Raw genomic sequence first — 13,566 nt, 5'->3', positions numbered from 1 at the left:
AGCTAATGATGAAGTTAACTGATCAATTGGTCTTATCCAACCGTGTAGGCTTTTCGTTAGGGAAAGCGAAAAGTATATATTTCCTGCTGCCTTCTTCCTTAAATGATATGTCTGCTCTCTCGCTTTCATACATAAAAAAGCCATCCTTAGTATAAGGAACCAATTGAATGGGAGACTCTTCATTTTGTTTAAAATAAAGCATTTTATCATCTACGTATAACTTGAATTTATTTTTGGTATCACCAGCAATAGTATAACTTCCTGTGTGTTTTTCCAGATCTGCTGCCGCTAAGGTAATAGGTTTATGTTTTTTGCAATAGGCAAATGCTATGGCATTTTGCATTACCTGGGCCAGTGCAGCCCCATGCCCGGCATTAGGGGTAACAGCTGTAGCGATTTCAAGGTTTTTGCAGTTTTGTTTTTCCATGTAAGCTTTAAACTGTGCAATGTTATTTACTCCCATGTGTTCGTAGGAGCCTACGCCTGCAAAAACTTTACAATTAAGATCCTTATGGGTAGTAAAATACTTTTGCGCTGCAGGTATCAATTCACTGCCACCATTGCCGGGAGCACCTATAAAGATCATATTGAACAAATCTGGATGCTCAAATAAAACATAGGTGGTAAACATACCGCCCAACGAATAGCCATATAGTGCTTTATTATCGCTTACCCTGTATTTGCTTTGTATAAATGGCATCACTTCCTGCTGAATGAAATCTAAAAACTTAGGGCCACCGGTGCCTGGGTTTAAATCTCTCCCCGTTTATTGGGCCGGGAGCCATAGCCAATCCCAACAATAAGCGGTTCTGTTGTTTCATAATCCTGTCGCAGCATATTAAAGCAATTCATGGCTACAGTCATGTTCCAATCTCCATCGGTCATATACAATACCGGATACTTGGCTTTAGTGGTATCATATCCGGGTGGGAAATGAATATATATGGTATAATCTTCACCAATAACCTTTGAGCTATAATCCCACGATACTATCTCTTTTTCGCAAAATGGATTGGGCGAAACGCTTTTAACCTGACAATATCCTGATATGGTACCAAGTATTGTAATAGCTAATAAACCAAATGTAAATTTTGATAAATATGATATCATGTCGTTGTGGCTTAACTTGTTATAAAACTAATTAAAAAGTTAATATTATGTTAAGGGATATTGGTAATTGAAAACAATATGTATAAATTTATTGTATGGGACAATACGATAGCCGGACAGACGCATATATTGCTAAGTCTGCCGAATTTGCAAAACCGATACTGGAATACATCAGGAAGGTAGTTCACGAGGCTTCACCCTTGGTTGGGGAAACAGTAAAGTGGGGAATGCCCTTTTTTGACTATAAGGGCCCTATATGTAATATGGCTGCCTTTAAGCAGCACTGCGCTTTCGGTTTCTGGAGATCATCACTTATTAAAGATCCATACCTTGTTTTGAACAATACCGAAGAACCTGCCATGGGGAGTTTTGGCCGCCTTACCAGCATTGCCGATTTGCCTTCAAAAGAAATACTGACTGATTACATATTGCAGTGTATTGCATTGAACGAAAAAGGTGTGAAAGCGCACCCCAAAAAAGCCCCTGCCGCAAAAGCCGAATTGGTTATCCCGGATTATTTTACGGATCTATTAACTGGTTATCCGAAAGCTAAAGAAGTGTTTGATGGGTTTAGCTATTCCAATAAAAAGGAGTACGTAGAGTGGTTCACAGAAGCCAAAACCGATGCCACCCGCCAAAAGCGATTAGATACTGCTATTGAATGGCTATCTGAAGGTAAAACCAGGATGTGGAAGTATAAATAGAAACCCCTCAATCCCCTAAAGGGGAAGTATCGCGAGTATATAAACTTTTGTTCCCCCTTCAGGGGGTAGGGGGCTTCTAAAAATCCAATGGCCCCAGCCTTTTCATGTTTTTCATGATCAAATATTGCCTGTGCCTTAAATACCGGGTAGGGTGGGTGGCCGACCATTTTAGCGGACTTGGGAATATTACCGCGATGGCTGCTGCTTCATGTTTGGTTAGTTTAGCTGCCGGTTTATGGAAATAGGCTTGTGAGGCAGCTTCAATACCATAAATACCATCGCCCATTTCAATCTCATTCAGGTAAACCTCCATGATGCGTTTCTTGCTCCAAAAAACCTCTATTAGTATGGTAAAATAAGCTTCAACCCCTTTTCTTAATAAGGAGCGCCCTTCCCATAAAAAAACATTTTTAGCTACCTGCTGCGATATGGTACTGCCGCCAATTAATTTTTTGCTGTGCGCGTTTTTTTCAATGGCCTTTTCAATTGCCCTGAAATCAAAACCATGATGTTCCAGAAAGCTTTGGTCCTCAGCGGCTACGGCGGCACGTTTCATGTTATCAGATATCTCATCAAAACTTACCCATTGTTTATCTATCTTCCATTCCTTACCACGTGCCTTTTGCTGAAAACCGCGTTCAATCATGAGCCAGGTAAAGGGAGGACGTACAAAACGGTAAAAAAGCACCCCCAGCAAGCTTAAGCCTACAAAAAGTAAAAACGCGAGTTTAAATGCCCTGAAGATCAGTTTAAATATACCGCCGAACATTGATTGGGAACCTCTGTTTTTTGATCTCTGATTTGGTTTTTTGTTTGATGGTGATGTCCGTTTCACGAAAACTAATAATTATCTATAAAAAAAGGTGTTTCGCTTTAGCGAAACACCTTTTAAAAATTCTAAAATTTATTCAAAATCCGAAATCAAAAATCCGAATTTCGAAATATAAATTACTCAGCTACTACTGAGAAAGGAACCTGTACTTTTACTTCTTTGTGCAGGTTTACGTTTGCGATGTAATCACCAACAAACTTAGGCTCCTGATCAAAAGTAATACGACGACGGTCAACTTCAAAGCCTTCTTTTTTCAATGCATCAGCAATTTGAATAGTGTTGATGGCACCGAAAATTTTACCGCTTTCACCGGCTTTAGCGCCAATGTTAAGTTTAACACCTTCTAAACGGGCAGCTATCGCGTCAGCATCCTTACGGATCTTTTCTTGTTTAAACTGAGCTTGTTTCAAGTTTTCAGCTAAAACTTTGCGAGCGCTTTCAGTAGCTAATATGGCGTAGCCTTTTGGTAAAAGGTAGTTACGGCCATAACCTGGTTTAACGTTTACTACATCGTCTTTATCGCCCAGGTTTTTTACATCTTGTTTTAAAATAACTTCCATTTCTTAAATCTCCTATTATTTTAATGAATCTGTAACGTAAGGTAATAAACCGATGTGACGGGCACGTTTAACAGCCTGAGCCACTTTACGCTGAAATTTTAATGAAGTACCGGTTAAACGGCGTGGTAATACTTTACCCTGATCATTAATGAACTTTAATAAAAAGTTAGCGTCTTTGTAATCAATATACTTAATACCATTCTTTTTAAAACGGCAGTATTTTTTACGGTTATCCTCCACTTTTGGAGCGGTAACGTATTTAATTTGTTCGTTAGCCATTAGTTTGCGTCCTCCACTTTAGCTGCTGGTTTTTTGTTAAAAGCACCGCTGCGTTTTTTGTCATTGTAAGCAATGGCATGTTTATCCAAAGCAATGGTCAGGAAACGCAAAACACGCTCATCGCGCCTTAACTCTACCTCCAATTTGTTAATTAAATCACCTGGAGCCTTAAATTCAGTTAAGTGATAGTACCCTGTAGTCTTTTTTTGAATAGGGTACGCTAATTTTCTCAAACCCCAATTATCCTCCTGGACAATTTCGGCTCCGCCATCAGTTAAGATCTTGCTAAATTTGGCAATGCCTTCTTTAGCTGTTTCTTCTGATAACAACGGGGTTAGAACGATCACGATTTCGTACTGTTGCATTATTATACTTTGATTTTTAATTAATTACCCGCTATTACGGGGCTGCAAATGTAAGAAGAAATTTGGATTAATCAAATCAATTATAATGATAAAAAGCAGTATTTTTAGCTGAATTATACTTATTTTGCTAATTACCGGATTTAAACAGATACTTTGTTATGCTGATTACACCTTGCAAAATTGAAAGTTCTAAATTTCAGTTATTTACATCGGATTCAGTTGTACTGTCTGCGCCCCGCGGCGATAGACCGATAGAAGGGGATTGGAACGACGAAGATGACGAAGATTTTGACGACAGGCTCGACGCCGAATTTATTCCCGGTATACCCGGTCCAGAAGATGATGATCATCTCCCTGATGATGACCTGCAATAAAGCAACGTAGTTTTTAATTACATAATCGTTTCATTGGTACTTTAACTTAAAGCATTTTCTTGTTAACTTCGTAGCTGTGGATAATTTTATTGTTTCGGCTCGTAAATATCGCCCGGCTACTTTTGAAACCGTTGTTGGTCAGCAACATATAACCAATACGCTCAAAAACGCTATTAAAAATAATCAGCTGGCGCAGGCATTTTTATTCTGCGGCCCCCGCGGTGTGGGCAAAACCACCTGCGCGCGCATACTTGCAAAAACCATTAACTGTACAAATTTACAGCCCAATGGCGAAGCCTGTGGCGAATGTGCTTCGTGCAAAGCTTTTGAAAATGGCAACTCATTTAACGTTCATGAACTTGACGCGGCATCAAACAACTCGGTTGATGATATCCGCAGCCTGATTGAGCAGGTACGCATACCACCACAAGCCGCGCGTTATAAAGTATATATTATAGATGAGGTTCACATGCTGTCGCAGGCGGCTTTTAACGCCTTTTTAAAAACGCTGGAAGAACCTCCACACTACGCCATATTTATACTGGCCACTACCGAGAAGCATAAAATATTGCCCACCATACTTTCGCGCTGCCAGATATTTGATTTTAACCGTATCAAGGTTGATGATATGGCCGGTCACCTGGCTTCCATCGCCGGGAAAGAAAACATAAGCTATGAGCCCGATGGCTTGCACATTATAGCCCAGAAAGCTGATGGTGGTTTAAGGGACGCTTTATCCATGTTTGATCAGATCGTTAGCTTTTCGGGCGGTAAGGTAACCTACCGATCGGTAATTGATAACCTGAACATACTTGATTACGACTATTATTTTAATATAACCGATAGTTTACTTCAGGAAAATACAGCTAAAGTACTGTTGTTTTTTGATGAGATACTGGCCCGTGGTTTTGACGGGGCCCATTTTATTGCCGGCTTGAGCGAGCATTTCCGTAACCTGCTGGTAAGTAAAGATCAGTCGACCTTAAAATTACTGGAAGTAAGCGAGGGCATAAAAAATAAATACCTGCAGCAGTCACAAACAGGCTCGGTATCTTTTTTACTTTCGGCCATGAATATTGCCAACCAGTGCGATATTAGTTACAAGCTGAGTAAAAACCAGCGATTGCAGGTTGAGCTGGCGTTGCTCAAGATGTGCCATTTGCCCTCGGCATTTAACATGGCAACTTCACCGCTTGCCGCAACGCCCGTTACCGACGGGTCATTAAAAAAAAAACCTGATACCGCAGCAATAACAGCTCCGGTTCAGGAAAATAAGATCAGTAATGAGGTCCCTGTATTAAGTGATACGCCGCTTACTTATAATAAGACAGCGCCCCAGCCTCAAAATAATCAGGCAACTCAGGTAAAAGCGGTGGCACCAGCTACCGAAAAGCCCGCGGTATTTATACCTAAGCCAAGTTTAGGATTATCAACCCCTTCGCTTACTGATACCGGTAAAACCGAGGAAGAGATTGCAGAAGAGGAAGACCCTTATTTAAAGGGTGATGCAAACGAGGATTTTACCATGGATAGTTTTTTAAGGTACTGGAGCGATTTTGCAGCAAAAGTAAAGGCCGAGGGTAAGAAAAATCTGGTTACGATCTTTACTTCCAACGCGCCGCGTATGCTAAAGCCATATGAATTTGAGATTTTGGTAGGGAATAAAGTACAGGAAAACTTATTTAGGGAGGAGCGACCTGAAATGCATAATTTTTTGCGCAGTAAACTAAATAATTTCAGTATTGAGGTAAATGCACGTGTTGATGAGCAGGAAGTGATCAGAAAACCTTACACCGCTATGGAAAAGTTTCAGCACATGGCTGCCAGGAACCCACAGCTTGTTGATTTAAGAAACCGCTTTAATCTTGATTTTGATTGAATGAGAGGCGAAACAAGGCAGGTTAAAGCCTGCCTTGTTTCGTTATATTTGTCATGCCGAACTCGTTTCGGCATCTCATAAGCTAAGTTATTATACTTCATTAACTATCCTGAGAGATCCTGAAACAAGTTCAGGAAGACCACAGGGATTACTCATCATTAAAAACTATTTAAGAAATTCAGTATCATTTTTTGGATAACCTTCATCGTCAAGATCATCACGATCATCTTCAGGAGTGTGTGCTAATGCAGCATCTGTTGGGTCAACTTCTACAATATCGCCATCGTCAATATGCATGCCAAGGTCGTCTACATCTGTTTCGAGCGATCTTTTTTCGGTATATTCATTTGCTGTATCATAAGGGTTGGCCTCATCATAAGTTGAATTCATATCATTCCCGTTTTTTACTGAGGTATCATATGGATCAGGATGATCATAATCCGGGTCATCACTTTTTACATCATATTCAAAGCTGTTATCATCTGGATTGTAATTAAGATCCTCTTTATCAATAGTTTCACCTAATTCATCCTTTAATGTTCTGTCACGGTCAGCACTATTATCATTTAATGCTTCATCGTTTTCGTCATCATCAAATTCGGGGGTTATATTCTGATTGTCCATAGGAGTATATTTTACATAAATATACCTTAAAAACCTTGCCAAAAAAAGCAAATAAACCAATTTAAAAACCGGTTAAATGCGATATTAATAATGTATTTGCTTTCTGTATGATGTTACACCGCCAAGGGCAAATTTTACACCCAACGTCAGCTGCGAAAAAACATCCTTATGTGCACCCGTACTATATCCGTCAAGGTTATCATCCATTACAAAGTTGTATTGATAACCCAGGTCAATTTTAAAGCTGGGTTCATTGTATTGATTAAAAACTTTAAATTCATAACCTATCCTAACCGGAATAAAGGGTATCTGGCTGTTGTTATCGCCAGGTAACGTAGAGCCCTCTGGCACTCGCTTGTCGGGGGTTTTTAATACTACATGATTAACCAAATATCCTACACCGCTTGAAAGGTAAAGGTTTTTAAACGCGTTGGCCACAGGGCTTTGTGAGTAATCAATAAGCTCGCCCGCTTGTAACTGCACCTTTAATGCAAAGGCCGAAAAATGGTTTTCGAACTGCCTGCCTGATGCGGAGCTTTGATCGCCGGCTTTAAGCCTGCCAAACTGCCCCTCAAAAACATAATTAAGAAACGGGCTTTGGTTATAATTAAAACTAAAATGAGCCGAAGGGGTCTTTTTTAATGAGTTTGAAACATCAGTACTTACAGGACTGTTTAAGCCTACTCCAAAACCAATATCATACTGGGCATAATCATATCCTATTTGGGCTTTTGCTAAAAATGTACTTATACATAATATAACTATAAGGATTGTTTTTAAGATAGGTTTTATCATAAATAGGCATTAGAGAGCGCTAATTAAGCAGTTTGTTTTGATATAACGTTTATTTTTATAAAAATAGCATCAAACTTCGCAAATACAATAAATCTGCCGTAATAAATGATAAAGGTACAACAATCAATAAATTTCATGTATTATTAATGGAAATGGTAAAGTCTATTTAATATATTTGAAGCCATTAAAATAAAAAAACAACATCAGGTATGTCAAAAATTAAAGTAGAAAATCCGGTAGTTGAACTGGATGGAGATGAAATGACCCGAATTATCTGGAAATTTATCAAAGACAGGTTGATAATTCCTTATCTTGATCTTGATATCAAATATTATGATCTGGGTATCGAGTATCGTGATGAAACTAATGATCAGGTGACTGTTGATGCCGCAAATGCTATTTTAAAGTATGGTGTTGGTATTAAATGTGCAACTATTACTCCTGATGAGCAACGTGTAGAAGAATTCGGTTTAAAGCAAATGTGGCGTTCGCCAAATGGAACTATCCGTAATATTTTGGATGGTACCGTTTTTCGTGAGCCAATTGTGATGGCTAATGTGCCACGCCTGGTACCCAACTGGACAGCTCCTATATGTATTGGCCGTCATGCTTTTGGCGATCAGTACCGTGCTACTGATTTTGTTACCAAGGGAAAAGGAAAACTTACTATTACTTTTACTCCGGAAGATGGTGGCGCCGAGCAATCATTTGAAGTGTATAATTTTAAAGGCGATGGTGTAGCACTTGCCATGTACAATACCGACGAATCAATAAAAGGATTTGCCCGTGCATGTTTTAATCAGGCTTTGCTTAAAAAATGGCCATTATATCTTTCAACTAAAAATACTATCCTTAAAAAATATGATGGCAGGTTTAAAGATATTTTCCAGGAAATTTATGAGCAGGAATTTAAACTTGAATTTGAAGCTAACCAATTAACTTACGAGCACCGCTTAATTGATGATATGGTTGCATCGGCATTAAAATGGCATGGCAACTTTGTATGGGCTTGTAAAAATTATGATGGCGACGTACAGTCTGACACGGTAGCCCAGGGTTTTGGATCATTAGGTTTAATGACCTCAACATTGGTTACACCCGATGGTAGCGTTATGGAAGCCGAAGCCGCACACGGTACGGTAACACGCCACTACCGCGAGCACCAGGCCGGTAAACCTACTTCAACAAATCCAATCGCATCAATTTTTGCGTGGACAAGAGGTTTAGAGTTCCGTGGTATGCTTGATAATAACCAGCCATTGATAAACTTCTGCAAAACTTTAGAGCAGGTTTGTATTGAAACTGTTGAAAGCGGTAAAATGACAAAAGATCTGGCCATCACTATTAAACCAAAGGTGGAGCATGGTAAAGATTATTTATATACCGAAGAATTTTTAGCAGCTATTGACGAAAATTTGAAAGCTAAATTGGGTAAATAATAATTCCCTGTAAATGTACAGAGCCCGCCTTGATCAAGGCGGGCTTTTTTATGTTATGGATAAACCGATTCAGTGTTTTTTGTAAAAAACACTGAATCGGTTTATCCATTTCTTTTTTAACTCCTAACTTAGGGGCATAAAAACTACATCATGTCAGCACTATATCCGTTAAAATTCAAAACCATTTATAAAGACAAAATATGGGGTGGTCAAAAGATCAAAACCTATCTGCATAAAGATTTTGGCGCTTTGCCAAACTGTGGCGAAACCTGGGAAATATCAGGCGTAAAATCTGATGTATCTGTAGTAGCCGATGGTGAACTGGCTGGTGAATCATTAGCTGATTTGCTGGAAAAATTTCAGGGCGAACTGGTGGGCGAAAAAGTTTACGCTCATTTTGGGAATATATTCCCTTTACTGGTAAAGTTTATTGATGCCAATGATGATCTTTCTGTACAGGTGCACCCCAATGACGAACTGGCTAAAAAACGTCACAATTCATTTGGTAAAACCGAGATGTGGTATGTTATCGAAACTGATCCTGGTTCTACTCTGATTGCGGGCTTTAACCAGGAAATGACAGAGCAAAAATATGTAGATGCCCTGAACAGCGGCCATATTATGGATATCCTGAATAAGGAAGATGTGACAGCGGGTGATGTGTTCTTTTTACCAGCCGGTCGTGTGCATACCATTGGTAAAGGATTGTTGATAGCCGAAATTCAGCAAACTTCAGATATCACTTACCGTATATATGATTTTGACCGGGTTGATGATAAAGGTAACAAACGTGAACTACATACCCAGGAAGCGCTTGCCGCCATTGATTATAAACACTACCCTGAATATAAAACCAGTTATCAACCACAAAAGGATGAAACCGTAAAGCTGGTTACCTGCCCTTACTTTACCACCAACCTGCTTGATTTTACCCACAGCACCTCCAAAGATTATTCAACGCTTGATTCGTTTGTGATACATGTATGCGTTGAAGGAGCTTACTCGGTAAAATATAATGGCCAGGTGTACCCGGTTAAAATGGGCGAATGTATATTACTTCCAAAAAGTATTGATAACGTTGAGCTGGAAACAACTGGGGGCTTTAAAATACTGGAAAGCTATATTGAATAATATATAGTCTTTTTACGTAACCACTTACATCAGGCAGTAAAAAATAACTTTAAAAGTGCAGAGGGAACTTTGCACTTTTAAATATTATAAATATTATTATTTATGCTGTTGAATATTTCTGTTAAACGACACACATCTACCGGTTTAGAGATATAACCAGCAACATCAGAAATATTTTTTTCCCGGTCAATATCCCACCAGTCGGTTGATGAACTGAGCATGTAAATCGAGATTTTTTTCCCCAGTTGAGATTTTATTTCCGCAAACTCTTTCATAAATTCCCACCCGTCCATAACGGGCATGCTTATATCCAGAAATATCAGGTCGGGTAAATTATTGGCGTTGAGCGGGTTTTTTAAATGGGCAATAGCCTCACTACCATCACTAAAATTGGTTACCTGGTTGCTCAGTTTTTTTAGGGTAATTAGTTTTTTGAAGCCGTAAACATAAGTTTTGTTATTATCAATAATACAGGCATTCACTGGGATCTTCTCTACAATCATTTATCGGCATAATTATACCAGCTTGATTGTAAATTTAGTGCCAATGTTTACGGTGCTTTCAATTTTAATGGTGCCGCCAAGCGCTTCTACCTGGTTACGGGTAATAAACAGTCCAATTCCTTTTGCATCGGGATTTTGATGGAAGGTTTTGTACATACCGAATACTTTGTCGCCATAACGTTCCAGGTCAATACCAATACCGTTATCTTCAAATATCAGGTAAATATGGCTCCGCTCCTTTAAGGTATAGCACCTTATAACAGGCTGGCGGTCAGGATGGCTGTATTTTAAGGCATTGGTAAGCAGATTTTGCAAAATACTCTCCATGTATGCCGGTATGTAATTTATTTGCGGACACTTGCTGAAATCATACTCTATATGTGCATCAAGGGCCTCTATATTACTATTAATGGCCGATTGTATGTTTCTGAAAAGGATTTCGAAGTTAACTATACTACGCTCATTGGTAATTTCGGTTTGCATCTTAACTATTTCATTAAGGTGCTCAATGGTTGCGTTCAGGCTTCCGCTAATTGACTTTATATGCGAAAAAATTTCATTTCTCTCTTTTTCAAGCTCAGTTTCTTCATATAAATTCACCATAAACTGCAGGTTTCCGGTATGCGATCGCAGGTTATGTGATACAATGTAAGCAAAATTTTGCAGGCGCCTGTTTTGATCAGTAAGCAAATTAAGTGAAGATTCCAGGCTAAGGCCTTTGCGTTTGTTATTATCAATATCCTGTAAAATGCCTCTTATAGTTATGCATTTACCATAATCATTAATAATAGGTACACCTTTAGCCCTTACCCATATTACATTGTTCTTTGCAGTTCTAAACAATAGTTCCAGGTCATATGGCTGGCAAAACTCCAGTGCATTATTTATAGCCTTTTGCATTACCTGACGATAAGGCGGTTCAAAAAAGCTTATTGCTTCGTCAAGCGTAAGTTTTACCTGGCTTTGCAGTTCATAAATATCATATATCTGTTTTGATAGGGTTACATTAAGGGTTCCTGTTTCAATTTCCCAACTGCCTAATTTGGCTATCCTAATCGTATCACTATAAAGCTGATCGCTCTGCACTGATTGCAGCTCGGTCTGTTTATATTGGTTTATGTTAATGATGGAACCATAAATAAATTGTCCGGTTCCGTCAGTGTGTTTTTTAATTGTACTTTCAAACCAATGATAGCCGGAAGTTTTTGTGAGTAGCCTTACCTGTATCGGCTTAGTCGGGTTTGAGCTGTTTAAGGCACTCAGAAAAATAGGCTTATCCTGGTGGTACAGCAGTTGTTCAAAAAATATATGATTGGAGCATTCAATTTCGTCAGATTCATAACCTAAAACACTATAGAAACCGGTAGACCATTTAATGTTCCTGGTATTAATATTATACTCCCAAATGCCCGCATTTATGTTATCAATTATTTGAGCAAGATGCAACCTGCTATCATCAGAAAATTTATCTTCAGAAAAACTCATATTAATAATAACCTACTCAGTACTTTATTAAGGACATGCTCTCTATTAGAAAATTATGTGCCATAATTTGAAATTATGAAAATTACAACCATAAGTTGTAGCCGTTTTTCTGGTCTATAGTGTTAAAGTTTAAATTATTTAACCTCAAATATAATATTTGAAATGATATAATCTATTCTTATACTGGTAATTACCAAAGAAATTTATCCAGCCAAAATTTAGGTATTTATGCTGTTATGAGAGCAAATAAGACGTTTAAACATATTTTTTGATATTATTTTGAGCGGTTTTAATATTAAAGTATATGTTTAAATAGATTTTTGAGATGTGTTTTTTTAAAATGCAGCAATAATTAAGTTTTAATGTAAAAACGGTATCAAAAGATACTATTTTGTTATTAATGTCCTATTTTTTTAGCCATTTTAGTGTTTGACTATACATATTGGTTATTTGGCAGCCAATTCAGTCAGCGCGTTAACTGCTATCCACTTAGCCGATTTATGATTTTGTTTTAAAATATTTTGGGCTGTTTGTATGGCTTCCAATTTTAAAATACCGTTTCTTTTCCCTATTTGGCGCAAGGCCCAGTTCACTGCTTTTTTAACAAAGTTACGGTTGTCCCAGGCCTCACGTTCCATAATGGGGAACAGCGCTATAAATGTTTCGTTAGATGCGTTCTTATTGTGCACTGCATATTCGGCCATTAAAACAAAGCCTGCCCGTTTAACAAACTCATTATCATGCGCACTAAACTCAATTGCTTTTGAAATGGCGAACGGAGTACGGTCAAACAAGTTACCGCATACCTGATCGCACAGGTCCCAGGACGTAAAATCACCTGTCCAGTTATCTATCTGTTTTTCGGTTACCATAGTTGGCTCATCTATCATAGAGGCCAGCATCCGTGCCTCATGCAAACCAGTATCCCAAAGCTCAAGTGCAAGGGTATGATCTTTTTTTATGGTTTTAGCCAGTTTGCGCAATTCAGGGAGCGGACCCCAATAGCATGCGCGGTATCAATAGCATAACGCTGCATACCTGCAAGGTAAACAGGATCGGCTTTTTGTTTTAATAGCTCAATGATGTATTTAGCCTGCATCGGCTCAGTCGGTTATGCTTTTGTTTTGCAGTTTACTGTGTATGTTGGTTACCTCCATCAATGCAGCCGAACAATAAAAAGGGTGTAGCTCCATAATTAAAGTGCCCGCCTTAATGGCAGGGTCGGTTTCGGTTAGTTTTTTGGCTTCCTCCAGGGTTTCCACATTAAAAATAAATATCCCCCGTATTGGCTGATCATCTAAAAACGGGCCCGCCACAACTAACTTACCTTCGTTAGCCAGGCGTGTAATATTTTTTAAGTGCGCCATTTGCAGCTGCATCCTTGCCGCCGAATCCTGCAGGCGGTTTGGCCCTGATTTTAAAAAGGCCATCACATACTTTTTCATACCATACTGATCGGCACCTAATTTTTTAGCAAGTGAAGCAT

The 13,566-nt window shown here is 38.8% G+C and carries 17 protein-coding genes and 1 pseudogene; 5 read left to right on the top strand and 13 right to left on the bottom strand.

All coding sequences use genetic code 11. From position 1 onward, the window contains the following. Nucleotides 1-22 precede the first annotated feature (22 nt). Nucleotides 23-727 (bottom strand): annotated as a pseudogene (locus tag M2273_RS16140) (alpha/beta hydrolase); the annotation flags it as partial. A 23-nt stretch (nt 728-750) separates the two neighbouring features. Further along, nucleotides 751-1,110, bottom strand: a complete 360-nt coding sequence (locus tag M2273_RS16135) for an alpha/beta hydrolase-fold protein (protein ID WP_429398608.1) — start codon at nt 1,108-1,110, stop codon at nt 751-753. A 95-nt stretch (nt 1,111-1,205) separates the two neighbouring features. On the opposite strand from M2273_RS16135, the gene M2273_RS16130 reads away from it, so the two are divergent. Beyond that, nucleotides 1,206-1,814: a YdeI/OmpD-associated family protein gene (locus tag M2273_RS16130; RefSeq protein WP_429398606.1), complete on the top strand. Its 609-nt coding sequence runs from the start codon at nt 1,206-1,208 to the stop codon at nt 1,812-1,814. Nucleotides 1,815-1,890: 76 nt separating this feature from the next. On the opposite strand, the gene mtgA is transcribed toward M2273_RS16130, so the two are convergent. From mtgA to rpsF, 4 genes are all read right to left on the bottom strand, one after another. Beyond that, complete coding sequence (gene mtgA, locus M2273_RS16125) at nt 1,891-2,583, bottom strand: monofunctional biosynthetic peptidoglycan transglycosylase (protein ID WP_429398604.1); 693 nt, start codon at nt 2,581-2,583, stop codon at nt 1,891-1,893. A gap of 179 nt (nt 2,584-2,762) precedes the next feature. After that, the gene (gene rplI, locus M2273_RS16120; RefSeq protein ID WP_429398602.1) at nt 2,763-3,206 is read right to left on the bottom strand and encodes a 50S ribosomal protein L9; all 444 of its coding nucleotides are present in this window, start codon (nt 3,204-3,206) and stop codon (nt 2,763-2,765) included. Between the two features lie 15 nt (nt 3,207-3,221). After that, nucleotides 3,222-3,485, bottom strand: a complete 264-nt coding sequence (rpsR, locus tag M2273_RS16115) for a 30S ribosomal protein S18 (protein WP_022833472.1) — start codon at nt 3,483-3,485, stop codon at nt 3,222-3,224. Continuing rightward, nucleotides 3,485-3,850 (bottom strand): 30S ribosomal protein S6, encoded by a 366-nt coding sequence (rpsF, locus tag M2273_RS16110; protein WP_429398600.1) that lies wholly within the window; start codon nt 3,848-3,850, stop codon nt 3,485-3,487. The genes rpsR and rpsF overlap by 1 nt, the downstream gene beginning before the upstream one ends. A gap of 158 nt (nt 3,851-4,008) precedes the next feature. Between rpsF and M2273_RS16105 the strand changes: the two genes are divergently transcribed. Next, nucleotides 4,009-4,224, top strand: a complete 216-nt coding sequence (locus M2273_RS16105; protein ID WP_429398598.1) for a hypothetical protein — start codon at nt 4,009-4,011, stop codon at nt 4,222-4,224. 76 nt (nt 4,225-4,300) lie between these two features. Beyond that, nucleotides 4,301-6,103: a DNA polymerase III subunit gamma/tau gene (locus tag M2273_RS16100; RefSeq protein ID WP_429398596.1), complete on the top strand. Its 1,803-nt coding sequence runs from the start codon at nt 4,301-4,303 to the stop codon at nt 6,101-6,103. 165 nt (nt 6,104-6,268) lie between these two features. Here M2273_RS16100 and M2273_RS16095 read toward each other — a convergent pair whose 3' ends face one another. Continuing rightward, a complete protein-coding gene (locus tag M2273_RS16095) occupies nt 6,269-6,727 on the bottom strand; it encodes a hypothetical protein (RefSeq protein WP_429398594.1) in 459 nt (152 codons plus the stop codon). An 84-nt stretch (nt 6,728-6,811) separates the two neighbouring features. Next, nucleotides 6,812-7,522 carry a hypothetical protein gene (locus M2273_RS16090; RefSeq protein ID WP_429398592.1) on the bottom strand — a complete coding sequence of 237 codons (711 nt, stop codon included), beginning with the start codon at nt 7,520-7,522 and terminating at the stop codon, nt 6,812-6,814. A 209-nt stretch (nt 7,523-7,731) separates the two neighbouring features. On the opposite strand from M2273_RS16090, the gene M2273_RS16085 reads away from it, so the two are divergent. Together M2273_RS16085 and M2273_RS16080 are read left to right on the top strand one after the other, a co-directional pair. Continuing rightward, the gene (locus M2273_RS16085; RefSeq protein ID WP_429398590.1) at nt 7,732-8,961 is read left to right on the top strand and encodes an NADP-dependent isocitrate dehydrogenase; all 1,230 of its coding nucleotides are present in this window, start codon (nt 7,732-7,734) and stop codon (nt 8,959-8,961) included. A gap of 150 nt (nt 8,962-9,111) precedes the next feature. Further along, entirely contained in the window at nt 9,112-10,092 is a 981-nt protein-coding gene (locus M2273_RS16080) for a type I phosphomannose isomerase catalytic subunit (RefSeq protein ID WP_429398588.1), read from the top strand. A gap of 77 nt (nt 10,093-10,169) precedes the next feature. Here M2273_RS16080 and M2273_RS16075 read toward each other — a convergent pair whose 3' ends face one another. The 5 genes from M2273_RS16075 to M2273_RS16055 all read right to left on the bottom strand — a co-directional run bounded on the left by M2273_RS16075 (nt 10,170) and on the right by M2273_RS16055 (nt 13,525). Beyond that, nucleotides 10,170-10,595, bottom strand: coding sequence for a response regulator (locus M2273_RS16075; protein WP_429398586.1), 426 nt, complete (start codon nt 10,593-10,595; stop codon nt 10,170-10,172). Nucleotides 10,596-10,607: 12 nt separating this feature from the next. After that, a complete protein-coding gene (locus M2273_RS16070; protein WP_429398584.1) occupies nt 10,608-12,080 on the bottom strand; it encodes a PAS domain-containing sensor histidine kinase in 1,473 nt (490 codons plus the stop codon). A 446-nt stretch (nt 12,081-12,526) separates the two neighbouring features. Next, complete coding sequence (locus M2273_RS16065) at nt 12,527-13,063, bottom strand: DNA alkylation repair protein (protein ID WP_429398582.1); 537 nt, start codon at nt 13,061-13,063, stop codon at nt 12,527-12,529. After that, a complete protein-coding gene (locus tag M2273_RS16060) occupies nt 13,039-13,179 on the bottom strand; it encodes a hypothetical protein (protein WP_429398581.1) in 141 nt (46 codons plus the stop codon). Before M2273_RS16060 ends, M2273_RS16065 begins: the two co-directional genes overlap by 25 nt. A 4-nt stretch (nt 13,180-13,183) precedes the next feature. Continuing rightward, on the bottom strand, nt 13,184-13,525 hold the full coding sequence (locus M2273_RS16055; protein WP_429398579.1) for a YciI family protein: 342 nt from the start codon (nt 13,523-13,525) through the stop codon (nt 13,184-13,186). Nucleotides 13,526-13,566 lie beyond the last annotated feature (41 nt).

The organism is Mucilaginibacter lappiensis (assembly GCF_050433765.1).
GTDB classification, from domain to species: Bacteria; Bacteroidota; Bacteroidia; order Sphingobacteriales; family Sphingobacteriaceae; genus Mucilaginibacter; species Mucilaginibacter lappiensis_A.
The sequence above is the reverse complement of the archived record's forward strand: the minus strand, read 5'-3'. Positions and strand labels throughout refer to the sequence as shown.

What these genes read in the sequence shown, in the direction of transcription:
- M2273_RS16135 (WP_429398608.1), bottom strand. Translation starts at nt 1,110, where the DNA reads ATGATATCATATTTATCAAAATTTACATTTGGTTTATTAGCTATTACA.
- M2273_RS16130 (WP_429398606.1), top strand. Translation starts at nt 1,206, where the DNA reads ATGGGACAATACGATAGCCGGACAGACGCATATATTGCTAAGTCTGCC.
- mtgA (WP_429398604.1), bottom strand. Translation starts at nt 2,583, where the DNA reads ATGTTCGGCGGTATATTTAAACTGATCTTCAGGGCATTTAAACTCGCG.
- rplI (WP_429398602.1), bottom strand. Translation starts at nt 3,206, where the DNA reads ATGGAAGTTATTTTAAAACAAGATGTAAAAAACCTGGGCGATAAAGAC.
- rpsR (WP_022833472.1), bottom strand. Translation starts at nt 3,485, where the DNA reads ATGGCTAACGAACAAATTAAATACGTTACCGCTCCAAAAGTGGAGGAT.
- rpsF (WP_429398600.1), bottom strand. Translation starts at nt 3,850, where the DNA reads ATGCAACAGTACGAAATCGTGATCGTTCTAACCCCGTTGTTATCAGAA.
- M2273_RS16105 (WP_429398598.1), top strand. Translation starts at nt 4,009, where the DNA reads ATGCTGATTACACCTTGCAAAATTGAAAGTTCTAAATTTCAGTTATTT.
- M2273_RS16095 (WP_429398594.1), bottom strand. Translation starts at nt 6,727, where the DNA reads ATGGACAATCAGAATATAACCCCCGAATTTGATGATGACGAAAACGAT.
- M2273_RS16090 (WP_429398592.1), bottom strand. Translation starts at nt 7,522, where the DNA reads ATGATAAAACCTATCTTAAAAACAATCCTTATAGTTATATTATGTATA.
- M2273_RS16085 (WP_429398590.1), top strand. Translation starts at nt 7,732, where the DNA reads ATGTCAAAAATTAAAGTAGAAAATCCGGTAGTTGAACTGGATGGAGAT.
- M2273_RS16080 (WP_429398588.1), top strand. Translation starts at nt 9,112, where the DNA reads ATGTCAGCACTATATCCGTTAAAATTCAAAACCATTTATAAAGACAAA.
- M2273_RS16075 (WP_429398586.1), bottom strand. Translation starts at nt 10,595, where the DNA reads ATGATTGTAGAGAAGATCCCAGTGAATGCCTGTATTATTGATAATAAC.
- M2273_RS16070 (WP_429398584.1), bottom strand. Translation starts at nt 12,080, where the DNA reads ATGAGTTTTTCTGAAGATAAATTTTCTGATGATAGCAGGTTGCATCTT.
- M2273_RS16060 (WP_429398581.1), bottom strand. Translation starts at nt 13,179, where the DNA reads ATGCAGGCTAAATACATCATTGAGCTATTAAAACAAAAAGCCGATCCT.
- M2273_RS16055 (WP_429398579.1), bottom strand. Translation starts at nt 13,525, where the DNA reads ATGAAAAAGTATGTGATGGCCTTTTTAAAATCAGGGCCAAACCGCCTG.